The sequence below is a fragment of the Bradyrhizobium denitrificans genome (assembly GCF_013179005.1).
Taxonomy (GTDB): Bacteria; Pseudomonadota; Alphaproteobacteria; order Rhizobiales; family Xanthobacteraceae; genus Bradyrhizobium; species Bradyrhizobium denitrificans.
Genome location: NZ_JABFDP010000030.1, coordinates 24,654 through 48,055 on the forward strand (window position 1 = coordinate 24,654; position 23,402 = coordinate 48,055).

Annotated in this window: 18 protein-coding genes; 5 read left to right on the top strand and 13 right to left on the bottom strand. The window is 63.8% G+C overall.

Going from position 1 to position 23,402, the window contains the following annotated elements; translation table 11 throughout:
* Nucleotides 1-34: 34 nt before the first annotated feature.
* From HL671_RS29345 to HL671_RS29355, 3 genes are read right to left on the bottom strand one after another with little or no spacing between them, the layout of a single operon-like run.
* The gene (locus HL671_RS29345; protein WP_012045571.1) at nucleotides 35-775 is read right to left on the bottom strand and encodes an SDR family NAD(P)-dependent oxidoreductase; all 741 of its coding nucleotides are present in this window, start codon (nucleotides 773-775) and stop codon (nucleotides 35-37) included.
* Nucleotides 772-1,308, bottom strand: a complete 537-nt coding sequence (locus tag HL671_RS29350; protein WP_041750903.1) for a WbuC family cupin fold metalloprotein — start codon at nucleotides 1,306-1,308, stop codon at nucleotides 772-774. Before HL671_RS29350 ends, HL671_RS29345 begins: the two co-directional genes overlap by 4 nt.
* A complete protein-coding gene (locus tag HL671_RS29355; RefSeq protein ID WP_246579528.1) occupies nucleotides 1,305-2,534 on the bottom strand; it encodes a class I SAM-dependent methyltransferase in 1,230 nt (409 codons plus the stop codon). Before HL671_RS29355 ends, HL671_RS29350 begins: the two co-directional genes overlap by 4 nt.
* A gap of 1,219 nt (nucleotides 2,535-3,753) precedes the next feature.
* Here HL671_RS29355 and HL671_RS29360 point away from each other — a divergent pair.
* Nucleotides 3,754-5,796, top strand: a complete 2,043-nt coding sequence (locus HL671_RS29360; RefSeq protein ID WP_246579527.1) for a TIGR04372 family glycosyltransferase — start codon at nucleotides 3,754-3,756, stop codon at nucleotides 5,794-5,796.
* Here HL671_RS29360 and HL671_RS29365 read toward each other — a convergent pair.
* Nucleotides 5,763-8,189 (bottom strand): TIGR04372 family glycosyltransferase, encoded by a 2,427-nt coding sequence (locus HL671_RS29365; protein WP_246579526.1) that lies wholly within the window; start codon nucleotides 8,187-8,189, stop codon nucleotides 5,763-5,765. The two genes, HL671_RS29360 and HL671_RS29365, sit on opposite strands and share 34 nt — an antisense overlap.
* A gap of 292 nt (nucleotides 8,190-8,481) precedes the next feature.
* On the opposite strand from HL671_RS29365, the gene HL671_RS29370 reads away from it, so the two are divergent.
* The 3 genes from HL671_RS29370 to HL671_RS29380 are packed head-to-tail and all read left to right on the top strand — an operon-like array spanning nucleotide 8,482 to nucleotide 13,513.
* Entirely contained in the window at nucleotides 8,482-10,446 is a 1,965-nt protein-coding gene (locus HL671_RS29370) for an acyltransferase family protein (protein ID WP_172241100.1), read from the top strand.
* A 39-nt stretch (nucleotides 10,447-10,485) separates the two neighbouring features.
* A complete protein-coding gene (locus tag HL671_RS29375; RefSeq protein WP_172241103.1) occupies nucleotides 10,486-11,559 on the top strand; it encodes a hypothetical protein in 1,074 nt (357 codons plus the stop codon).
* Nucleotides 11,537-13,513 (top strand): acyltransferase family protein, encoded by a 1,977-nt coding sequence (locus tag HL671_RS29380; RefSeq protein WP_172241106.1) that lies wholly within the window; start codon nucleotides 11,537-11,539, stop codon nucleotides 13,511-13,513. Before HL671_RS29375 ends, HL671_RS29380 begins: the two co-directional genes overlap by 23 nt.
* A 6-nt stretch (nucleotides 13,514-13,519) precedes the next feature.
* Here HL671_RS29380 and HL671_RS29385 read toward each other — a convergent pair whose 3' ends face one another.
* The gene (locus HL671_RS29385; protein WP_012045562.1) at nucleotides 13,520-14,494 is read right to left on the bottom strand and encodes a TylF/MycF/NovP-related O-methyltransferase; all 975 of its coding nucleotides are present in this window, start codon (nucleotides 14,492-14,494) and stop codon (nucleotides 13,520-13,522) included.
* 290 nt (nucleotides 14,495-14,784) lie between these two features.
* Here HL671_RS29385 and HL671_RS29390 point away from each other — a divergent pair, with 290 nt between their 5' ends.
* Nucleotides 14,785-15,930: a TylF/MycF/NovP-related O-methyltransferase gene (locus tag HL671_RS29390; RefSeq protein WP_041750901.1), complete on the top strand. Its 1,146-nt coding sequence runs from the start codon at nucleotides 14,785-14,787 to the stop codon at nucleotides 15,928-15,930.
* A 22-nt stretch (nucleotides 15,931-15,952) separates the two neighbouring features.
* Here HL671_RS29390 and HL671_RS29395 read toward each other — a convergent pair whose 3' ends face one another.
* The 8 genes from HL671_RS29395 to HL671_RS29430 form a co-directional block, all read right to left on the bottom strand.
* A complete protein-coding gene (locus tag HL671_RS29395; protein WP_012045560.1) occupies nucleotides 15,953-16,903 on the bottom strand; it encodes a TylF/MycF/NovP-related O-methyltransferase in 951 nt (316 codons plus the stop codon).
* Nucleotides 16,904-17,183: 280 nt separating this feature from the next.
* Nucleotides 17,184-17,846 carry a class I SAM-dependent methyltransferase gene (locus HL671_RS29400; RefSeq protein WP_012045559.1) on the bottom strand — a complete coding sequence of 221 codons (663 nt, stop codon included), beginning with the start codon at nucleotides 17,844-17,846 and terminating at the stop codon, nucleotides 17,184-17,186.
* Between the two features lie 27 nt (nucleotides 17,847-17,873).
* Nucleotides 17,874-18,917: an aminoglycoside phosphotransferase family protein gene (locus HL671_RS29405; RefSeq protein WP_172241109.1), complete on the bottom strand. Its 1,044-nt coding sequence runs from the start codon at nucleotides 18,915-18,917 to the stop codon at nucleotides 17,874-17,876.
* Entirely contained in the window at nucleotides 18,904-19,521 is a 618-nt protein-coding gene (locus HL671_RS29410; protein WP_012045557.1) for a hypothetical protein, read from the bottom strand. Before HL671_RS29410 ends, HL671_RS29405 begins: the two co-directional genes overlap by 14 nt.
* A 9-nt stretch (nucleotides 19,522-19,530) precedes the next feature.
* Entirely contained in the window at nucleotides 19,531-20,568 is a 1,038-nt protein-coding gene (locus tag HL671_RS29415) for a zinc-binding dehydrogenase (protein ID WP_012045556.1), read from the bottom strand.
* An 8-nt stretch (nucleotides 20,569-20,576) separates the two neighbouring features.
* Nucleotides 20,577-21,500 carry a transketolase family protein gene (locus tag HL671_RS29420; protein ID WP_172241112.1) on the bottom strand — a complete coding sequence of 308 codons (924 nt, stop codon included), beginning with the start codon at nucleotides 21,498-21,500 and terminating at the stop codon, nucleotides 20,577-20,579.
* Nucleotides 21,497-22,345 (bottom strand): transketolase, encoded by an 849-nt coding sequence (locus tag HL671_RS29425; RefSeq protein ID WP_172241115.1) that lies wholly within the window; start codon nucleotides 22,343-22,345, stop codon nucleotides 21,497-21,499. The genes HL671_RS29420 and HL671_RS29425 overlap by 4 nt, the downstream gene beginning before the upstream one ends.
* Before the next feature lie 56 nt (nucleotides 22,346-22,401).
* Nucleotides 22,402-23,400, bottom strand: a complete 999-nt coding sequence (locus tag HL671_RS29430; RefSeq protein ID WP_012045553.1) for an NAD-dependent epimerase/dehydratase family protein — start codon at nucleotides 23,398-23,400, stop codon at nucleotides 22,402-22,404.
* Nucleotides 23,401-23,402: the final 2 nt, after the last annotated feature.

Consider the following 23,402-nt stretch of genomic DNA (forward strand, 5'->3'; position numbering starts at 1 on the left):
GGGAAGGTGGCCGAAACGAGATTTGCGGCGCGTTTTACAGGCCCGCGAAGCTCTTGGCGACCTCTTCTTGCCAGACTGTGGACACGCCCCCATCCAGGAACAGGCTCTGCCCGTTGATGAAGGACGCGCGCTCACTGCACAGGAAATCGAGCGCGTCGGCGCATTCTTCCGCCGTTCCGAGCCGGCCAAGCGGGACCAGCCGGCGGTAGGTGTCCATCAGCCGCTCATTCTGCTCGTAGAAGACGCGCGATTCGCGCTTTAGATATGTCAGCGGCATGATCGCGTTGACGCGAATGCCCTGGCGGCCAAGGGTTGCCGCGTAATGACGCACCATGGCATTTAGGCCGCCCTTCACGACATGGTAGCCGACGGGCTGGGAGCTGCCGACGAATTCGGCATAGACGGAGCTGACGACGCCGATCGCGCGGTCACCGGACGGGGCAAAATGTCCGGAAAACCCCTCGATCAGGTCGCGAGAGGCGGTCAGGCCGACCTGGATCTCGCCCGCCCAGGGATCGCCCTGGCCACGGAAGCGCTGGCTCAGCACCAGATAGCGGATGGGGCCGCCAGCCTCTGCGATCCGGGTCCACAATCCGGCATAGCCTTCGCTGTGCTCCAGATCCGCCGGGAAATGGCGCAGGCCGGGCTGGTCGGGAAAGTCGGCCGGGCGCTGGCGCGAGACGACGCTGACCGCGCAGCCGCGGGCCAGCAGGCGCTCGACCACCGCGCGGCCAAGACCCCGGGTGCCCCCGATGACGACGGCATGCACGGTCATGCGCTGGCGCCTTGGAGAGCGGCGACACGCTGGACCAGCTCGGCCTGATAGGCTTCGGCCTTGTCGGCGTCGCGGTCCTCCGGCGCGAAATCCGCGAACACGGTGGCGGACGGGCGGAACGGGCCGTTGGTGATCTCGTGCACGATCAACAGATCGCTGCGGATGATCAGCGTGTGGAAAAAGGCATTCGACATCCGATAATAGAATGGACGGCGGCCGCCGGGCGGTCCCAGCTCCACGATCCGCTCGATCTCGCCGTCATCCTTGAACACGACGATATCGACCTCGCCCTCGACGATGTGGAAGGCCTCGCTCTTGCCGGGATGTTTGTGCGGCCGGATGTAGGAGCTGGCATCGATCGCGATGATCATCTCGTGCAGCGAATCATCGCCGTCGGGATGGGCATTGATGCGGGCGCGCCGCTTGGGGCTGGCCTCGACCGCAGCCTTGAGGGTCTCGATTTCGGCCGGCCCGACGGCTGCGATCGGTCCTTCGGCCAGGAACACCTCCGGAGATTTCTGGACGAGGCTCATGGGGCAGGGTCCTTCATGATGGAATTGTCGAGCGCTGCATAGATCGATCGGAATGCCACGCCGCGCGCCGTAAGAGCTGCGAGCTTGTCGCGCACCTTGCCCTCGATATGCGGCGCCACGGCGAACAGGCACAGCCTGATCCGCTCATCCGCTAGCAGCGCCTCCGATCCTACCACAGGGACGCGCCAGCCCGGCGGGAAAAAGCCGTTTTTGTCCGCGTCATCATCCACGGCGAGCGCGATCAGGTCCGAAAGGCCGAAGGCGTTGACGAACATGATGGCGTGGTGGCCGACGCCGAACAGCGCGATGCGGTCGAGATCTGGACCAGCCAAGGCTGTCAGCTTGCTGCGCACCCCGGCGCGGATGCCGGCAAATTCGTCACGATAGGTTTGGAACAGGCGCGAAGGTCCCTGGGGCGCGACCGGCGGCGGCGGTCCTTCCGCAGTGGTCAGGACTGCAACCAAAGCGTCTTCTAGGGCACCCGGATAGCGCAGCAGAGCCAGCACGCGACAGCCGCTGACCTCGGCCAGACGACGCAATGTGTCCTCGACAAAATAGCTGCTGTGTTCCTCCCACAGGAAACAGTAGTCGCGGGCAGCCAAGAACTTGCTGCTGTCGGGAACCTCGATCAGCAGCAGCCCGTCGGGCTTGACCAGAGGTTTCAGGGCCCGGAGCGCGCGCACCGGGTCCGGCCTATGCTCGATCAGGTAGCGGCACGAGACGATGTCGAACGGTCCATGCCGCGCCGCTGCCGCCGACAGCTGCGCCGCATCGAGCCTGGCCTGCCAGGTCTCGAGATAGGGATAGCGGCCGGGCGGGGAGGCGCCGTCGAGGGGCAGCACGTCGGTGGTGAAGTGACGCGTCTGCAACCGTGTCAGCAAGGGCTGTTCGAACGGGCCAGCGCCGAACGCCGTCGTTGCCTCGGGTCGTAATCGGATCAACTCGTCGACGAGCGCGTCGAGATGGCCCTCCGGTTCGCGGTAGCGAATCCAGGGCACCTCCGGCATCAGGCTTTCAGGGCTAGGCGCGGCAGCGAGCTGGATCAATCCGCAGCTCTCGCATTCGACGATGTCCAGGTCGACTTGCCGCTCGACGCGGCCGTCCTGGCCAAACGCGTTGCATACTGGAAGGCGGCCGAGAGCCAGGGCAGGGACCGTGGTGGAGGTGCTACACATGCGGCATCGGAAAGACATTGCAGCGCCCGTAGCTTCGACAGTCGGTGTCATCTCGCAGAGCTCAGCAAGAAGGTGCCGCCGTGGTGTCTTGTTTCCCTATCAATCCCCCATGCGGGAGGCAGGAAGGCTCTTTACGATGTCCTCGCCGGAAAGGCAATTCATCAGCTCCCTGCGCAATTTGGTACATTGTCTGACGCCCCGACCGGGATGGCTGTTGATCAGACTGCCGTGCCGAAGTAATCGTTTCGAATGAGTCTTGAGTGACGGCCATGTGGCGGAGTAGCGATTGTCGATACGATCCCAGACGGGGATCGCCGCTTTGGCTGCTTGCAGAGGCAACTCAGGAGCCGGGCAAAGCGGGGGTCTGCGGCTTGCCCGTATCGCCTACCGCGCCGTCGCCGATCATATCGTCGCAACCAACCGGTTGCAACTATCGGATGCTGAATGTGGATATTCTCTCATGCGGCGAGCTAACATGTTCATGAGAACGGTCTCAGGCTCTGTCTACGTCGCCAAGAGCTTTGTCATTCTGATGGCCATGGTTCACGCGCTGAGTTTTTTGGATGTCTGATTTTTTTGGGGGGCCGTTGTGGTCGAGCTACACCTGCTTCAACGCAGCAGGTACCCATTTCGAAGCGACATGATCGAATGTTCGGCTCGAACAGTTTGAAAACGCCTTCGAGCTGAGGCCTGCACACGCTTTCCGAGCTGATCTTGCGCGTTCGTCTCAGTGAGAGCTTCGACATAGATTGATGACCGGCTTCGCCTGCTGGTCTTCTGTTGCATGAATCTGCAGTGGCAAAAGGGGAGCAACTGCGTGAGAGAGACGGTTCTTGTCCTAAGGACAATTCTACGGATGATCTGCGTGAGCACGGCGTGCTTTTCCGTGTTCCTGGCGCTGGGGGGGGGATTCTTCAACTCCGCCCTGGCGGGGCTTACGACGTTCATCTTCATTTCAGTCGGACTCGGCCGGAGGGTGCTCGAGCGGCTGGTTCTATGGTCCACCATCCTGCTCATTGTTGACCGGGCAGGCCTCTTGCCGATTGCCGCGTGGTTGCATCGGATAGTTGCAATAGTTGATCGTACGTTGACTTGATGGCGCAATCGAGAGGGCGGCCACATTGCTCGTTGGCTGTTTTGAGGCGCCGCTTTCAATGCTGGCTTGGCTCTTGAACCCGCACAAACGCCTTGATGGCGTTCCAGTCCTGGTCCTCGACGGGGACTGACGAGTTTCTTGAGAGACAGGCCAAGTCGTCAACCGGAGACAGAGTTGGAGCATCCGATGCAGCTCTTAAGGGCGAGCTTCGAATTTATGAGCCCAAAGCGTACACACGGATTAGCTGAGCGGTCGCCCGCGATCATGGCCTTGTCGGCCGGACTTGCGCGTTCGAGAGAGTTGTACTCGCTGAAGTCACAGCAATGGGCACGCATGTTGAGCGCCTGGGCCGCCAGGATGCTCGGCCTTCTGCCGCCTCGTCTGGCCTTCCTGGTCCTCGTACTGCTCGAAATCGAGCAACTGCGGGGCCGGCATCTGCTCGAAAAGGCTTATCGGGTGCACGTCGCCGCGATGCTGGCGCAGGAGCCGGACCAGACCTTTTCGGGACTTGCGCGGCGATACTTCCCGGTCCAGTCGGCGGAGATCCTGTTGCGGCTCGGAGCCGATCGCGAGGCGTATGATCTCATCGTGCAGGATCAGCTCGCGGCTCGCTCGCTGGACTTGGCAAACACGATGATTCGTTCGCTGATCGAGCTCGCAGAGTTCGAAAAGGCGCATCAGGTTGCCTCACAGCTTCCTCTGCTCGCGGGGCCTGAGCTGGTGGCCCATCTGACTTTTCTCAAGGCCATGCTGGAAATCATAGCCGGCGACGAGACTTGCGCGATCGAAAGCATGACCAGCGCCTGTCAAAGCCTTCCCAGCTACATGCGTCCTCATCAGAACATGGCATCGCGGCCAGCGCGAAACTACCATCCCAATCCACTCGACTTTGCCTGCGGCTCTTTGGGCAGATTGTTCGATCTCTGCAACTTCGTAGGCCAGCGCGTCACTCATGTCGGCCGAGGCGAACTCGGTATCGACCTGTTTGCAAGGGCGCTTGCGGCGCAATCAGAGTTGCGCAGCAAGATCGTGCCGCCCTTGTCGGCGGAAACCAGCTATGTGTTGAGAAGGCTGTCCATTCCACTGGACGAATTGCGGGTCATTCCGGAGGAATGGACGACGCAAATCGGTCACCTCGGGATGCTCGACATCCTGTTCCGGATGCGTGACCTGGGATGGTGGTCGGGGAGGGCGCTGATCGTCGTGCGTTCGAACCTCGTTGCCAACAGGACGTTCTTTCGCCTGTTTGAAGGATTGGCCGACGTCGTGGTGATCGGAGAGACCGTCTCGCACGCGGTCGGTGAGGAGCTGCTGTCACTGCAACGATGGTACGGCATGAACTTCAATGTGTTTCGGCTGCCGAATGGCGAGGTCGTGCCGTGGCAGGAAGCCGGCGCTCTCGCCATCATGCAATGGGAGACGGAAGGGCGGGGCCACGTTTTGCGCGACGCATATGACCGGATTTTCGGGGCGACGCCGCAGGTCCAGGACGTGTTTCGACGGATGCGCAAAGCCTGGGGCATGAAGCCGGAAGATTGGTATGTGTGTCTGCATACCCGCGACGCGTCTCACTATGCCGAGGTCGATGGGACCGGTCAGACCCATCGCAACTCGCCGATCGAGACCTACCTTGATGCGATCCGCGCGGTCACCGACAAGGGAGGCTGGGTGATCAAGCTCGGTGGTCCGAATTCGCCCAGGCTGCCGTCCCTCGATCGCACAATTGACTATGCATTGAGCGACTTCCGCTCCGAATTGATGGACATCTGCCTGATCCGGAACGCCAGGGCGTTCATCGGCACGACCTCTGGATTGACGAATGTTGCGATCAGCTTCGGTATTCCGAGCGCCCTCGTCAACTGCATCACGACAGATCCGCAGTTATGGAACCGCGACGTTCGATTTGCGCTAAAGCCGGTGCGCCTGGCGGACGGCACAATGCTGACGCAGGCGCAGCTGACAACGGCCCCGTGGCGGTGGCGCCTGTTCGATGCCGGTGTTCTCGATCGTAATGGCGCGCATCCGCAGAACAACACCGCGGACGAAATTCGCGCTGTAGCCGAAGAGGTGGTCGATCTGGCCTCGGGGCGTCACGTGAATGGCGGCTCGCAACGTCTCTTGGCGCGCTGGCAGGAACAGCTGCCCACACCCCACTATTACGGCACCAGCAGAATCAGCGCCTATTATCTCAGCAAGTATGAAGCCGCCCTCCTGTAGCCGCCGCGGAGGGATCGATCTGCCCAGGGGTCTCTCAGCAGGTTTCGGGCGTGCTTCTCCAGGAAATATTTGCTCGGCCGCGAGCTGCCGAAGAAACCTGGCACCTGAACGTGGCGCTCCCAGCCGACGTCCACCTCGGGGGCAGGGCCTGTGCGCTGGGGATCCGAGATGTCGAGGACCTCGCGTACGGTCTCCAGGATCTCGTCCGAGCTGCTCTCGCTGACGACGAGTTCGGCGCGCGCTACGGACTCATATGTCGGGTAGGCCCAGCGATACTGCTCTGACGTCCACTCGCTGAGGGACAGCATGCGGCCGTCCGTCCTGTGCACCGGCTTGAGCGCGAAGCGGGTGTCCGTTGACCACAACAGGCCGATCGAGCTCAAGGCGTTCACCATGGCCGTCGGGATGCCGAAGCTCGTTGCCACATAGGCAAAGCCGGAGGTGGTTCCAATGAACATGCGGGCGCGGCGCATCAGATGGATGTCCATCGCCGGAAACTGGTCATCGCTGCGGGCATAGTCGATCACCCGCGCCATCTTCGGAAACGGGGGGACCTTGCGACCGCCCATCCGCACCACCCAGCCGCCGCATTCGGTGATGTGGCGGACCGCCTCGATATAGGTTGCGAGCGAGGCGTTGCGGATGGATTCGCCGACGCCCTCGGTATCGTTGCGCGTCTGGGCATCCCGCACATGGAGGCAGACGAACCAGTCGCCGTCAGCCATGCCCCATCGCCGTCGATAGTCCTGGTAGGTTTGCTCGATGCGAGAGTCGGCGAGCAAGCGGCGGTCGTAGATGTCGCGCAGCGGAAAAGTGCGTTGCCGGCTTTCCCACTGCTTGAGCGCCAGTGATCCCGCATCGTTCCAGTACACGGCGCGTCCGTCCTCGAAGCGGAAGGCCTGGTGCGAATCGCCGAGGAAGGGCGTCAGGCTGGCGAGCTCGTGCCAGACGCCCGGACTGGCGTTCTCGCCCAATGTGAGCGTCGGGCAGATGTCGGAGAACAGCGACAGGAACGGCTTGTTGGCGATCCGGTCCTTGTCGGCGAGCAGCAGGGGCTGACCTTGCCACCAGCCCATTTCCCGCATCATCAGGTGCACGTTGAGATGGCCATTGTGGCCGATGAGCGCGCTCCAGTCCGGAGAGAGCAGCTTGACGTCGGGCAGATCGGTCTCGAGCTTCTTGAGAAGGACCTTGAGCTCGGCGCTGGGAGCCGGCAAATGACGGCGCAGCCGCTGCTGGGTATCGGTCAGCTTGATATAAACCTGGGGGACATGAAAGCCCTCGCCGCTGTGATAGGTCGTCAGCAGCAGGTTGCGATAGGCGTAGAACAGGTTGATCTCCGCCAGGACCTCCCGCTGGGGATGGTCGGCAGGAAACCGCTCCCAGTACTGGCCGTGGTCCTCGCGTGCGACAAGGATGTCGTCGTGCCTGGGTAGGTCGAGCTGATGGACCAGCGTCTCGATCAATTCCTTGTCGCAGAAGTATTCCGGTACGTAGCGGTCCAGAGGGGCTTCGAACAGCTCGGGGTCGCCGTCTCGGCGGGCGTCGGCCTGTCGCCCCTCGAAACTCTTCTGCTCGAACCGGAAACTCCGGTGCTCGAGCATAACTTTGATCATCTCGGCAAAGCGGCGCAGGTGCTGCGGGCGGAGCGCAGTCCAATTGATCGTGTGGGCCTGCGCGAGCAGCTCCATGAAATAGCCCGACATCAGCTTCTTGATCAGCTGGCCGATCGACTCCATGAACTCATCGTCGACCCGCTCCCAGTCGATGTTGGGAAACAGCTCAAGAACGCGCTTTTCCTTCTCGCAGATCAGCAGGAACAGGATCAGCTCGTTGCAATACTGATCCGAGCGCGGCTTGGAGAGCACCCATTGCATTTCCTTTTCCAGATGGGGGCCGCAGAAATAGCGAAACTGCCGGTCGAACTCGTTACGATGCGCATGGCGGCGAAAGATCAGGGCGACCATGAAGGCCTGTCGGAACGTCAGCAGCGCAAAGATCAGGTCCTTGAACGGTTCGGCACGGTCTCCGGCTGCATTGAGGTACCAGCTGATCGCCTTCACGACACGTGCGGTCAGGCTCCCCTTCCATGATCGGATCACACCCGTCGGGCTTGGCGCGGGCTGGCCGGCCAGAATTGGAGGAGCGGACACGAAGGACATTTTGGAGCCCCACACATGAGCGCGACAGTTGTATAATTCATGACTATACTCGTTTTTGAATATAGAGCTATTCAGCTGACTGCAAGCCGCGGGGCAGCGAGGCTCGGCGCAGCGAAAGAGGTGGACGGCATGGAGATCAGTCTTGACTGTCGCCGTGGTGATGGCGGTTCCTTCGGTATTGTCATGCTTGTCAGGGAACCGGCCGACCGCTAGCTTTTGCCGGCGTTTCATGAGTTGTAGTCGGCGCCAGCCTTTGCGGAGGTCGCCTCGCAATCAGGAGGCTGCCGCTCTTGCGACGCCGGTTGGCCAAAGAGGGCGAGGGCATCCTGACGTATGCCTATGGATCCACAGACCGCCGGCCAAGCCTGTTGTTAGCAGCGCTGATTGCCACCAGGACGGTCGATGAGTTCCTGGAAAAGCGTGTGAATATCTCCGAACTTGTCAGCAGCCGGCGGCTGTCGCGCTGCGTCCTTTGGACGCAATCGATTGTTCTCCCGAAGTTGTCCTGGAGCGACCCGAACCGATGAACTTTGCTCAGCCGAACCTTGCCTTTGACAAGGCCCGCGCGACGCCGCTCGGCTATCGCAAGGATATTGACGGCCTGCGCGCGATCGCCGTGCTGCCGGTTCTCATTTACCACGCATTTCCCACCGCAGTCCCGGGTGGCTTCTACGGGGTCGATATCTTCTTCGTCATCTCCGGCTATCTGATCACCGGAATCATCCACAAGCAGATGCTGTCGAGCACGTTCAGCATCGCGGATTTCTATGTCCGCCGGGTCCGCCGCATCTTTCCGGCGTTGATCACGGTGGTGCTGGTCACGTTTCTGATCGCATGGTTCGTGCTGCCGCCGCGCGAGCTGAAATCGCTCGGCACCAACATCGCGGGCGGCGCCGTCTTCATCCAGAACTTCATTCTGCTCGGGCAGGTCGGCTATTTCGATCTCGCCGCCGAAAAGAAGCCGTTGCTGCATCTCTGGTCGCTCGCGATCGAGGAGCAATATTACATCGTCTGGCCGATCCTGTTGTTGTTGATCGGGAGCCGGCGCCGCAGAAGCCGGGCGATCACGCTTGCGCTGGCGGCGGCGTCGTTCATTGCCTGCCTGATCGTGCAGCCTCGTGCGCCCGATTACGCGTTCTATTTGCCGGTGACGCGGGCGTGGGAGCTGCTGGTCGGCTCCGGTCTGGCACTCTGGCTGGATGGACGCGATGCGGAGGCTCGCCCGCAGCGGCTGATCGACCACCGGCTCGTGCGCGAGCTCATCGCATGGGCCGCGTTGCTCGCGATCGTGGTCGCGTTCTGGCGCTACGGTCGCCCGACGCCGCATCCGGGCGTTCACACGCTGCTGCCGGTGCTCGGCGCCGCCGGCCTGATTGCGACCAGCGGCACACTGGTGCATCGCTACATTCTCTCCTCGATGCCCGCCGTCTTCGTCGGCCTGATCAGCTATCCGCTCTATCTCTGGCACTATCCGCTGATGGCCTATGCCCGCATCCAGTTTGTCGATGCGGTGCCGGCGTGGGTCATGATCGCCATCATCGCAGCCAGCCTGGCGTTGGCCTGGGCGACCTACCGCTTCATCGAGCGGCCGATCCGCTTCGGTCGCCAGCTGGTGCCGCTCAAGGTCGGCGGCCTGCTCGGAGCCATGGCGGCCCTGGGCATCGTCGGCGTCGTGGCTGACCAGACCAATGGTTTGCCGGTCCGGATTCCGGCCGAGCTCCGCGGCTTCATGCTCGACGGCAGCGAAACCGCGCGCTTCTGGCGGTCGGAAAAGTGCCTGCTGAAGCCGGATCAGAGCGCGTCCGAGTTTTCACCGGACTGCGCAGGCACCGGCCGGCATCCTCTCATCCTGGTGTGGGGGGATTCCTATGCGGCATCGCTCTATCCGGGACTGGCCCATTTCGGTGCAGAGCGCGGATTCGAGGTCGCGGAGTTCACGGCTTCCGCCTGCCCGCCGCTGCTCGGTTTCGTCCATCCGGAGCGGCGGTTCTGCAAGGGCGCGAACGACTTCGTCATCCAGAAGGTGGCGGAGCTCAAGCCGGATCTGGTGCTGTTCTATTCGACCTGGAGCTACAGCCCCGACGCCCTCCGCGACGGACTCGATAAGACGGTGTCGGCGTTGAAGGCGCTCAATGTCCCGCGGATCGCCCTGCTCGGACCGCCGGCAACCTGGCTCGGCGACAGCCTTCCGGCGAATATTCTCGACTATTATTTCCGGACGCACGCCGTGCTGCCGGCACGCACCAAGTTCCGCTCGAACGACAACTGGACGCGGGCGCTAGATGAATTTCTGGAGGCGCAAGCGCAGCGCGTGGGCATCCAATACATCTCGGCGCGCCGGATGATGTGCAACGACGACGGATGTCTCGCGCGGATCGGCGCGGATGGAGCCGACCTGACGGCCTATGATTCCGGCCATCTGACCAATCCAGGCTCGGTCTTCATAGCCAGGCAGACGCTGGAGGCGTTGCCTGGCTTCGATAAATAAGCCGTCGTCCGAGCGCCTGGGGCCGCGATGGATGATCCGATGGAGCTGACCGGTCGCGCCGGCGAGAAGGCCAGGGCCGGGGGCCTCGGTCCAGCTGGACGACGCTATCTCGGCTGCCTGCTCGGACTGACCGCGGCGATGCTGGGCGGTCTCGGCGTCTGGCTGGCGGCGCAGGGCGGCGACCATTTCGGCGCGATCAGCAGGGCGGCCGACCGGGCGTGGTATCGCAATTTCGGCGGCGACAGCGTCACCGAGATCCAGGACCAGGATCTGTTCTATCATCACATCGGCCGCTCGATCGACCATGTGCGCCAGGCCGACGTCATCATCCTCGGATCATCCCTGGTATCGTTCGCGGTCGACCAGGCCATCATGCGCGAACGCCTCGAACAGCGCTACGGACTGAAATTCTACAACATGGCGTTTGTCGGCATCGCCAGCGGCGAGTTCGTGCGGCAGATTGCGAACAAGCATCACATCCGTCCGCGGCTGTGGATCGTGAATGCCGATGACGGCGGAGGCGGCGGCAACTTCTTCCACCGGAACCTGATGCGGTCCTTCGGCGCCGACGCCCGCCAGATCCCGAGCATCAGGCTCAGCCGCTTCGGGGCGTATTATGAGGTGTTAAGGCGCAATCTGCGATGGCGGCTCGAAGACGCGACGCGGGATTGGCGCCATGCGCTCGCCGGTCAGCGTCCGGCGCCGCTGCCGCGCTTCGATCGCGACGATCGAACGGGCGCGGCCGACATGAGCACCTTTCCGCGCTTTCTGGCCGACGGCAATCCGACCGTGAAGATGACGCGCGATCCAGACTGTCATACCACGCCGGACGTGATTGCCAATGCGCGCGAGTTCGTGCAGTCGCTCGGAGCGCCCGTCGTGATGACCTTCGTGCCGAATTCCCACGGCTGCAGAACTCAGGTTCGCGACGTCGCCGACGCCATTGGCGTCGAGGTGGCGATGACCGCCCGCACCGACTATTCGAGCTGGGACGGCGGTGGCCATCTCGACCACAGGGGCGCCGCCGACTTCACCCTTGATCTCGTCAGCGCGCTGGAGAAGACGAGCGCGTTTCAGCGGATTCGCGAGAATGACGATCGCCAGCAGCGTTGAGCTCCGAGCCGCGGGCTCCGCCTCGTCGTCGCGCAGCACGGCGCAGGCGTTGACCTATCGGCCCGACATCGACGGGCTGCGCGCGGTCGCGGTGATCGCGGTGCTCATCTACCACGCCTTTCCGCAGCTGCTGCCGGGCGGCTTTGCCGGCGTGGACGTCTTCTTCGTGATCTCGGGCTATCTGATTACCGGGATCATCGATCGGCAATGCGCCGAGAAGAGCCTCAGCTTTGCAAGCTTCTACGCCCGCCGCATCCTGCGGATCTTTCCGGCTTTGATCGCCGTCGCGCTGGCGACATTCCTGATCGCGTGGTTCGTGCTGTCGGTGGCCGAGATGGAAGCGCTCGGGACCAACATCAAGGGCGCCGCAGCGTTCGTCGAGAACTTCATGCTGCACGAGCAGATCGTCGGCTATTTCGATCCTGGCGCCGAACGCCTTCCGCTGCTGCACCTGTGGTCGCTGGGCATTGAGGAGCAATACTACATCATCTGGCCGGCTGCCTTCGTGCTGATTGCCCGATGGCCGTCGCACAAGGTGGCCATCATTGCAGCCTTGGGGATCGGCTCCTTCGTGCTCTGTCTCGCGACACCGGCGCAAGATGCGGCCTGGGCGTTCTACTCCCCGACCACGCGGGGGTGGGAGCTGCTGGCGGGCTCGCTTGTGGCGGTCTGGAGGGCTCCGCGCCCGATTGTTCAAGCGGCCCCGTTGGCCGGCAACCTGCTCGCCGGCTTCGGCGCGGCCGGCATCCTGGCCGCATTCTTCCTCGTCAGCAGCAGCTCGCCCTGGCCCGGCGCCCGCACCATCGTCCCCGTGGCGGCGACCATGGCACTGATCGCGACCGGCGGCACATTCGTGCATCGCATGCTGGCTCAGCCTCCGCTGGTCTTCGTCGGCCTCATCAGCTACCCGCTCTATCTCTGGCATTATCCGCTGATCGCCTTCATGAAGCTTCACATCGGTGGAGCCGCCCCGGCTTGGATGCTGCTGATGATGCTCGGGCTGAGCGCCGTGCTGGCATGGCTCACCTACCGCTTCATCGAGCTGCCGATCAGGTTCGGCGCGGCGTCCATGTCCTGGCGGGTCTGGCCGTTGCTGGCCGCCATGACGGCCACGGGAGCGGTCGGAATCCTTGCGACGAGCACGCGCGGCCTGCCGGTCCGGTATGCCCCTGAGATCAGGGGCTTCTTGCTGTCCGGCAGCGAGACGTGGTCGCACTGGCGTCGCGGCCGCTGTCTGCTTGTTCTGCAGCCGGCTTCGGCCTTCGGCGCCGACTGCGCCGGGCAGGGCGGTCGGCCGCTGCTGCTGATCTGGGGCGATTCCTATGGCGCGGCGCTCTATCCAGGCTTGCTCCATTTCTCAGTGGAGCGCGGCTATGACGTCGCGCAGTACACCGCGTCCGCCTGTCCGCCGCTGATCGGCTACACGCTGGACGCTCGGCCGTTCTGCAAGAGCATCAACGACGACGTCGTGCTGCGGATCGGGCGCCTGAAGCCCGACGTCGTCATTCTCGACGCCACCTGGGGCTATGCCGAGGCGGTGCTGCGCGAGGATCTGCCGCGTACGGTCGCTGCGCTCAGGGCAAACGGCATTGCCAGGATCGTGCTGATGGGCCCGCCGCCGAGCTGGCTGGGCGGCGGCCTGTCCGCCAACGTGCTGGACTACTACCGGCAAACCGGACAGCTGCTGCCGGAGCGGACCCTGTTCCGCTCCAACGATGAATGGACGCGCGGCCGCGACGCCCTGTTCCGCGAGCTCACCCGTGAGCTCGGCATCGACTACATTTCGGTGCGCGACGTGTTCTGCAACGACGAGGGCTGTCTCAGCCGCATCGGTCCCGGCGCCTCGCAACTGACGGCATTCGATCCGGGGCACCTCACGGTGCCAGGTGCCATCTTCTTGGCGGGCCACACGATCGGCGACCTCTTAGGTTCCGCCCGGCGGCCGTCGCCGTAAGCCGGGTCAGATCGGATCGGCCGGAATGCCACGATAGGAATGGATCAGGAAGCGCGTGCCGCCGACCGAGTAGTCGCCACTGTTGGAGGCCTCGATCGCGAACATCTCGACCAGCTCCTTCCAGGCTTGCCGCTCGCCGGTGGTCGGGATCGCGCGATTGGCATTCCAATCGTCGAAGCAGATGACGGCGCCGATCGAGATCATGCCGCGCTCGAACAACGGGACCAGCGCATCCATGGTCGACTGATACAGGTCGCCGTCGAAATGGATCATCGCAAAGCGCGTCTCCGGCGGCAGCGTCTTCACGGTATCGGCGAACCAGCCCTCATAAAGTTCGAAACGGTGCGGCGGCAGGATCTTGCCGATGCGCTCGCGCAGCTCGGGCGCCGCCAGCACCTTGCAGCCGCCCTTGGCCCAGGCGCCGGAAATCACATGCGGCGCGACCTGATCGATCGGAGAGGTGATCTCGGGCAGTCCCTCGAAGCTGTCGAACAGCCGCAACACGCGAAACGGGTTTTCGCCCGAGGCGCTCTTGGCAAGCGGCTGACGCTGAAGATCAAACACCATCGACATCGCCAGCGTTGCCGCGCTGAAGCCGCCCATCGTGCCGAATTCCGCGACGTCGCCGTTCACATGCGCGCTGTTGATGTATTGAACGCTGAGCGTGAGCGCCTTGGCGATCTCCTTGGCGGGCAGGATCAGCACGTCCTCATAACCGTAATAAGACGCAGGCGAGGGGAGCTGCTTGGCCTTGTATTTCTCGAGCGCAATGTCCTGGATCACCCGCCCGTCGTCGCTGCCGTGAAAAGCGGGAGCTGCGATCGCGATGGCCGGTGTGATGGCGGACGCGCTCGCTTCATCCGGACCATATGGCCAGGGCAACGGCGGCTCGAACATGATGGCGCGCTTGACCGACCGCAACCAATAGAGCGCCGGCGGCGGCAGCACATTGGCAAGCCCATTCTTCAACGCGGTAAGCATTGACACATCTCCGATGCGGTCCAAGCCAATAGCCACGCGACCTTACAACAAGCGGCTGTTGCGCGAGCTGCGGCCTAGCCATCTCGCTTAACGGCCCCAGGAGGGCTCTGCAAGGGAAAGGTCAGTCGGCGGCCTAGCAGCTGCGGACCGCGGTCCGTTTCATTTCGCAGGAAAGGCAGTGCGTTGTCGCGCTCCTGGGGCGCATTCTCTCGACACGTCCGGGCATTGGACAAGTCTCCGGAGACCTGCGACAACAAGGTCGTCGACAGGCATGGCGACCGGGAGGGGCAATGGGACTGATCGCAGCCGGAAAAAATGCCACTAACCAGATGTTGCGCTCGTTTGGTTTGCAGTTGGTCCGAACCGAGACGATCGACCGGCTTGCAGCGGTCGCACGCGCCCCGGTGGTGCCAGAACCGCAGCCGCCGGCTGCAGCCGTGGTTACCCCTGCGGCGCCTGTCGTGGTGGACCCCGTTGCTCAACAGGTGGAGATAGCGTTTCAGAGCAGCGTCGAGGCCAACAAGTTCCGCATGACTCCCCGGGATGGCGAACCTGTAGAGACCGTCAGCCGGGCCTATCTCACGACGTTGCAGCGTGAGTCGGCTGCGCTCCGTGCACAGGGCGACGAACTGGTGCGCCTGCGCCGTACGGTCGAACTCTTGTCGGCCGGAGGAGCGTCCGCGCAGTCGCCATCTTCGCCCTCGGTCGAGGTCGAGCGTCCGGCGGGCGACGGCATATATGTTCCGGTCTACGATTTCGACGGGTTGCGCAACGATCCCTACATTGTTCACAACCACGACTTCATGCGGGATCCGCGCTTCGTTGCCGCCTACAAACGCGCCGTCCAGGCGACCGTCATCGATCATCGCTATTACTGGCGCGTCCATGTCGCGCTGTGGTGTGCGAGCCTGGCGCTGCGGCTGGACGGCGACTTCGTCGAATGCGGCGTGTGGAAGGGACTCCTGAGCACCGCCATTGCCTCCTATTACGATTGGAACAAGGTGGGCCGGAAGTTCTTCCTGTTCGACACGTTCCGGGGCGTCGACGAGACTCAATTGGCGGACGAGGAGCTGATCAACATTCCGCATTTCCGCATCGGCTATGGTGAGGACATCTATGACCACGTCGTCCGTAATTTTGCGGAATTCAAGGACGTCGTGATCACCCGCGGCAGCGTTCCGGAGACGCTGACCAGCGTCGACATCGGCAAGGTCGCCTACCTCTCGATCGACATGAACAATGCGGCCCCCGAGATCGCCGCCGCGACCTATTTCTGGGACAAGCTGTTGCCGGGCGCGCCGATCCTGCTCGATGACTACGGGTTCGTGCGCTACGAGGCCCAGAAGGAAGCGTTCGACAAGTTTGCAGCGGAGCGGGGCGTCGCCATCCTGGCGCTGCCGACCGGACAGGGCCTGATGATTAAACCCTATTCCTGATCCCAGACGAGCGGACGCCGCGTCAGTCCATCCGCGGCTTCATGCCGCGGTAGGAATGGATGATGAACTTCGTGCTCTGGATCGCGTAGTCGCCGGAGTGGCTGGCGACGATATTGAAACGACTGACCAGATCGGCCCAGGCCTTGCGCTCGCCGGCGTCCGGGTCGGCTTCGTTGCAGTTCCAGTCGTCAAAGCAGATCACGGCGCCCTTGGAAATGAAGCCGCGTTCGAAACACGGGACCAGCGCATCCATGGTCGACGAATACAGATCGCCGTCGAAATGGATCAGGGCGAGGCGCGTATCGTCAGGCAGCTGCTTGACGGTATCAGAGAACCAGCCTTCGTAGATCCGGACCCGGCTCGGTGGAATGATCGCCTCGACCATGGTCCGCAGTTCGTTTGCACTGAGGATCCGGCAACCGCCTTTTGACCAGGTTCCGGACTTCACGTGCTGCGACTCGAGGTCGACTTTGTCGGTGATCTCCGGCAGCCCCTCGAAACTGTCGAACAAACGCAAGGTGCGCAGCGGATGGTTCGGCTGGTAGCGCGGATCGAACACCATCGCGTTGGCCAGCGTTCGCGCGGTGAAGCCGCCCATGGTGCCGAATTCGGCGATGTCGCCCTTTACGTCGGCGCTGTTGATGTACATCACGCTCAGGGTCAGCGTGCGCGCGATCTCCTTGGCCGGCAGGATCAGCACGTCATCGACGTCGAAGAACAGATACGGCGCGCTGATCTTGTGGGCGTCGAGCCGTTCCAGCGCCTCGGTCTGTCTCGTCCGCGGTTCATGCGCAGCCGGTTGCACCTCATCAGTGGGCGCGGAGACGGCTTCGGATGCAGGCGCGGGCGCTTCGGCCGCTTGCGGGCGCTCCGGCGGCGGCTGCCCCATCAGGGCGCGCTTGATCGAGCGCAGCTTGAAGAGCGTTTGAGGTGGCAGTCCTTCAGCAATCGCAACCTTCAATGACTTCGTCATTGGCAGCCCCGTCCCGTGCTCTTGCCTCTGGAAGCACATTTATAGAGACATTCTGCAGAGATCGCAAAAGCGCCATCCCCCCCAGACGGTGTGGGTCTGCTTTCGCTCCGCCGACACCTGCCGCGGGGCCTTCACGAGGCGGACTATGCTCGATCGACCGGAATTCGCCGGGTCGTCAGCGCGATGAGCCCTGTGCCGCCCTCGCGCCCTCCCGGTGAGAGGGCGAGGGCCAGCTTGTCGGGCGACGGTGGAAGAGCCGGCCGCCGCCCGTCGTTCCGTCTCATTCGAAGAAAATGAATTCGTGGTCGCCGGTGTAGCCCGAGCGCTTGAACTCGAACGCCCATTCCTCGGGGGTGTGGAAGATGCGGCAGGTGAGCTGCCAGTACATCAGGTTCACCTTCTCGCGCTCGTTGCGGTAACCCTCGACGCAGAGATATTTGGCGCCGCGACTGACGCGCTCCATCTCGCGCAGCGCGGCATCGAGATCGTAGTTGTAGAGATTGTGCAGCGTGTTGATCGAGATGACGAGATCGAAATACTTGTCGGGGTAGGGCAGCTTGGCAGCGCTGCCGACCTGGCAGAACGGCTTCACGCTTTCCATCGTATGCTCGACTCCATAGGAGGAGATGTCGATGCCGGCGACCTCGAGATCCGGGATGGCCTCGCGGAAATCGTGCAGGATGAAGCCCTTGCCGGAGCCGACGTCGAGCACGCGCATGCCCGGCTTGATGCCGTAGGTCTCGATCATGGCGTCGGCGACCTTGCGCCAGCGGCCGTCATATTTATAGCCGCCATAGCCGGTCTCGCGGCTGCCGTCCCAATAGTCATAGTCGAACTTGATCGCCATCTCGGCGACATCGGCCTTGTCGCGCTGGGTGACGCGCGCGAGATAGTCGCGCTTGGTCGATTTGTGGACGAGACTGACGAACTCGCGATAGGCCATGAAGATCTCCGGGCGTTACGATATCGGTTAGTCGGATGTGGCGCCGATCAGGCCGAGCTGCGCTTCGGCCTTGGCGAGCTGCACGGCGCAGCGTTGCGCCCAGGCGCCGGTGTCGGCGAAGGCGCGTCTGACGGCGCCGAGCGGCAGGAAGTCGTTCAGGATGATGCAGGTCCACTTGACCTGGTAGGCGTCGAGCAGCAGGCGGCAGCGTGCGACGCTGGCCGCGTCGAGTCCGAGGCCGTCGGCCAGCTGGTCGATGAAATGCTCGTGCGCGGCGAGCGGCACCGGCACCTCGGGCTGGCAGAAGAAGTCCGACACCAGCTTGGCCGGGTCGTCGCGGCCGGCATATTCGAAATCCAGGAAGGTCAGCTTGCCCTGGTCGTCGATCAGCGCGTTGTGGAAGCCGAAGTCGGATGGGGACAGGCAGACCTGATCGGCCGGAATGGCTGCATCGAGGGCAAGGCCTTCGGCCGCGGCGCCGCGCAGAATGGTTGCCTTCACCTCTGCCCAGGCCGGCTGCAGCCGCGTTGCGACGAACTGCCTGGCCTCGGACACGTGCGGCACGTCGGCATCGAGCGTCGCAAGCCGGGCCACGCGGCGCTCGACGGTCGCGATGTGCTCGGCGAGCGAGAAGCAGGCTTCCGATCCCGGCGCCAGAGTGGGGCGCGGCGGGGCATTCACCGCGAGCACGAAGTCAATCGCGGCATCCACATGAGCCGGCGCCAGCTCGGCGGCGGTCAGCTTGCGTCCTTCGACGAAGCTGTAGAGCCCGGCCTGCACGGCGCGGTCGCAGGCCATCGGCTCGGGCACGACGCGAACACCGCGCGACCAGGCATGGCTGATGAAGCTCCACTCGGCGCCCAGCCGGTCGCGGCTGTCGCGGGCGTCGGTGAAGTAACGCTTGAGGACGAGGGGGCCAGCCTCGGTGTCGACGCGAAAGACCTGATTGTTGCGGCCGCCGGCCAGACGCGTCAACGCCGTGGGGGTGGCCTTGCCGGCCTGCGCAGCGAGGCGCTGCGCCAGCGCCAGCAGGGCGGCATCGGTGTCCGCGCCGGCCTCAGCCGCGGTCACGGACGACATCCGCCGCGATCTCGACCCAGGAGGCGCGACGCTCGTAAGGCACGGGCTTGGCTGCGAACTGGTTTTCCGGATCGAACAGCACCTTGCGCATCCCGTCCGGAAATCCGCTCATCGCCAGGATCTCCGGCAGATCGTCGACGAACAGCTCGCAGGCCAGCGCATGGGCGCGAGCCACCTTCTCGTCCTTGGTCAGTTCGAAGAACACCCTGTCGGGCGCGATCTGGCCGGACGCTTCGCCCATCAGGCCGCGGTCGGTCAGGAAGCCGCGCGCGGCGGCATGCATGTCGTGCTTCGGGCCCAGAATGGGGTGCTTGGTCTTATGGCTGACGATGAACAGGTCATGGCCGGCGGCCCGCGCCGCGGCGACGAACTCCGCGAAGCCGGGGTAGGGCGACACCAGGTCCATGCGGGCGCCGTAGACGTAGCCCTGCAGCTCGGTGAAGTCGTCCTTGCGGCCGCTGCCGTTGAGATGGTCGCGGACGCTGTTCTTGTCGCGGCCGAGATCGGCCGGGATCAGGCCGCGCTCGAGGGCTGCCGCATGAAACACGCCGTCATAGCAGGCGATCGTGTTGTCGAAGTCGATCCCGATCCGCATGGCCTGGACTTAACGCAGCGACATGTCGATCAGCGGACGGCCGACCTTGCCGGCGGCGAGATCCTGCAGCGCCTGATCGGCCTGGGCGAGGCTGTAGGGCTTTGACAGGAGGTCCCGCACCGGGAAACGGCCGGAGTTCAAGAGCCGCCCGTAGCGCCCGTAGTCGCGATCCGGCATGCTGTCGCCACCCCAGGTGCCGAGCAGGCTCTTGCCCTGGTTGAAGACGCCCGGATTGAGCGACAGCACGGCGCCGTGCTTGGCATTGCCGATGACCACCGCTCGGCCGCCCTGCTGGCGGGTGGCGTTGATGGCCTGCTCCATCACGGCCGGAATGCCGGAGGACTCAACCGCGAGATCAACGCCCTGCGGCACGATCTTCTTGATCTCGGCCAGCACGTCGCCGGAGGCGTCGATCACATGGGTCGCGCCGTAGATCTGGGCGAGCGCACGTCGCGTCGGGTTGGGGTCGATGCCGATCACCGGCATGGCGCCGGCGAGTGCGGCGGCCATCAGCGCGTTCAGACCGATGCCGCCGGTGCCGAACACGGCGACCGCATCGCCGGGCTGGACCTTCAGCACGTTGTAGACCGCGCCCATGCCAGTCGGAGCGGCGCAGCCGAGCAGCACGGCGACATCCATCGGCAGGTCCGGCGGCAGCAGGGTCAGGCGGTTTTCGCTGACCACGGCATGGCGCTGGAAGGTGGTGACGCCGCCGGCGTTGACCTTCTTGCCGTCCCAGTCATAGACGGCGCCGCCCGCCTCGATGCCCGTGCCCTTGATCCAGGACAGTACGACCTTGTCGCCGACCTTGACCTTGGTGACGGCGCTGCCGGCTTCGATCACCGTGCCGGTGCCTTCATGGCCCAGGCAATGCGGCACCCATTTGTCCTCGCCCTTGTCGCCGCGCCACTCCATCACCTGCGTGCCGCAGGCGCCGGAATAAGCGATCTCGACCAGGACCTGCCCCGGCTTCAGGGCCGGCGTCTCGATCTCGGCCAGGACGAGCGGCTGGCCGGTCTGGACCAGGAGGGCAGCTTGGGTCTTCATGTGATGTCTCAGCTCAACGCGTGGATGATCTTGTCCGCGATCTGGTGGCCGGTCAGTCCCAGCTCCTCGCGAGCATATTCCTGTTCGCCTGATTTCTTGAAGAAGGCGTCCGGCGTGCCGAAGCGCAGGAACTTCTGGTGCTTCGTCTCGGTATCGGCAAGCCATTCGGACACGGCCGAGCCGAAGCCGCCGATCAGCGAATGCTCCTCGATGGTCGCGACAAGCTTGAAGCGGCTGAAGGCCTGCTTGAGCTTGTCCTCATCCAGCGGCTTCACGGTGTGAAAGCTGACGACCTCGGCGGAGATGCCCTTCTCCTTCAACTTGTGTGCGGCCTCAATGACTTCCGGCAGCATGTTGCCGGTCGAGAGCAGGCACACATCGCTGCCTTCCTCGATCGTGATCGCCTTGCCGATCTTGAAATCCGCAATCGGGCCCTTGTGAACGACAGGCTCGCCCTTCTTGCCCATGCGGATGTAGACCGGCCGGTCCTGCTGCATCGCCGCGCGCAGCGCACCGCGCACCTCGAAAGCGTCGCCGGGGCAGATCACGACCATGTTCGGGATCGAGCGCAGGAACGAGATGTCCTCGCAGGCGTGGTGGGTCGGGCCGAGACCGGAATAAGCGAGGCCGGCGCCGACCGCGACGATCGTGACTGGCGCCTCGTGATAGCAGACGTCGGTGCGGATCTGCTCCAGGCAGCGCGTCGTCACGAAGGGGGTGATGGTGTAGGCGACCGGGCGCAGGCCGTTCATGGCCATGCCGGCGGCAACGCCCATCATGTTGGCTTCGGCGACGCCGCAGTTGAAGAAGCGGCTCGGATGCTTGTCCTTGAACTTGTCGAACAGCCGGTTGCCGATGTCACCCGACAGCATGACGACGCGGCTGTCCTCGTTGCCGAGCTTGGTCAGTTCGTCCGCGAATGCGTTTCTCATGACAGGCCGAGCTCCTTGAACGACTTGACGACTTCCTCAGCGGTGGGGGCGCGGTAATGCCAGTTGTTGTCGTCCTCCATGAACGACACGCCCTTGCCCTTGACCGTGTGGGCGATCAGCGCCACCGGCTTGCCCGACCCGTTCGGAATGTTCTGCATGGCCTCGGCGAGCGCGCCGACGTCATGGCCGTCGATCTCATGCGCGTCCCAGCCGAAGGCGGCCCATTTGTCGCGCAGCGGCGCCAGCATCAGGGTCTCGTTGGAGCGCGCGGTGGCCTGCCACTTGTTGTAGTCGACGACGACGCAGACATTCTCGAGTTTCTGGGCGGCGGCGAACATCGCGGCCTCCCAGACCGAGCCCTCATTGTTCTCGCCGTCCGACAGCAGAGCGAACACGCGGAAGCTCTCGCCCTTGATGCGGCCCGCCAGCGCCATGCCGCAGCCCAGCGGCAGGCCGTGGCCGAGCGAGCCGGTCGCGGCCTCGACGCCGGGCAGAAGGTTCGCCGGCGGATGTTCGGCGAGCCGGCCGCCGTCCTGGCAATAGGTATCGAGCTCCTCGATCGGGAAGTAGCCCTTCATCGCCAAGGTCGCGAACAGCGCCGCGGCGGCATGACCCTTGGACAGGATGAACCGGTCGCGCAGCGGATCGGTGGGGTTTTTCGGGTCGATGTTCAGCACGTGCCAATAAGCAGCAGTCATCGCATCGGCGCAGGACAGCGACGAGGCCAGATGCGCGGCCTGGGCCTTGTGCGACATCTCGATGATCTTGCCGCGCAGCCTGGCGGCCTGCGCCTTCAGGGCGGCGACGTCGGGCTTGGCCTCGGTGCTCCGGACTGCAACGTTCATCGTGCTCTCCAGTCGCGCTTCCCGTCAGGAAGCGCAGGGGTCGATCAGGGTGTCGATCAGGGTTTATGTTCGTACTTGGTCGGCAGCTTGGCCATGACATTCTCGAAGCGTCGCGCCCAGGCGATGACGTCGTCGATGCCCTGTTCCAGCGAGTAGGTGTCGCGCCAGCCGAGCTCGGTGCGCAGCTTGAAGCTGTCGAGCGTATAGGCGGTATCCTTGCCCGGCCGCTCCGGGCCGATCTCGACGCAGTCTTCGAACGACTTGCCGAGCCGGGCCAGGATCATCTCGACCAGCGTGCGGATCGAGACCAGCTCATAGCCGGAGATGTGGTAGGTCTCGCCGAGCTTGCCGCTGCGGCCGATCTTCACCGTCGCGTCCGACACGTCGGTCATGTGGATGAACACGCGCACCGACTTGCCGCCCCCGTCGAGCCGCAACTTCTGCCCGGTCATCGCGGCGACGATGGTCCGCGGCACGATCCGGTAGAGCTGCTGGCCCGGGCCGTAGACATTGGCGGCGCGGGTGAAGACCACGGGGAATTGGTAGTTGGCGAAATAGGTGCGCAGGCTCATGTCGCCAGCCGCGCGCGACACCGCGTAGGGCGTCGACGGGTTGAAGGCTGCGTCCTCACGGACCCAGCCCTCGGTCGAGCCGTAGACTTCCGGCGTCGTGACGTGGACGTAGCGGTCGAGGCCGTCATAGTTGCGCAGGATGTCGTGCAAGCGGACGGCCGAGACGACGTTGGTCATCATCCAGTGGTCCGGATACAGCCAGCTCTCGCCGACCATGCTTTGGGCTGCGAAGTTCACGACATGGGTCGGCCGCTCGGCCGCCAGCAGCGCCTTCAGCGCATCGAGATCGTGGTTGAGATCGACGCGCTTGAAGCGGACATTGCCGGGACGCTTCTGCCACTTGTAGGGCAGGAACGCCTCATGCGGCTCGTCCGAGCGGCTGGTCGCGATGACGTCGTGACCGGCCGCAGCCAGGAAATCGACGAAGGTTGCGCCCGAAAACGAGTTCGAGCCGAGTATCAGGTACTTTTCGTTCGCAGCCATCG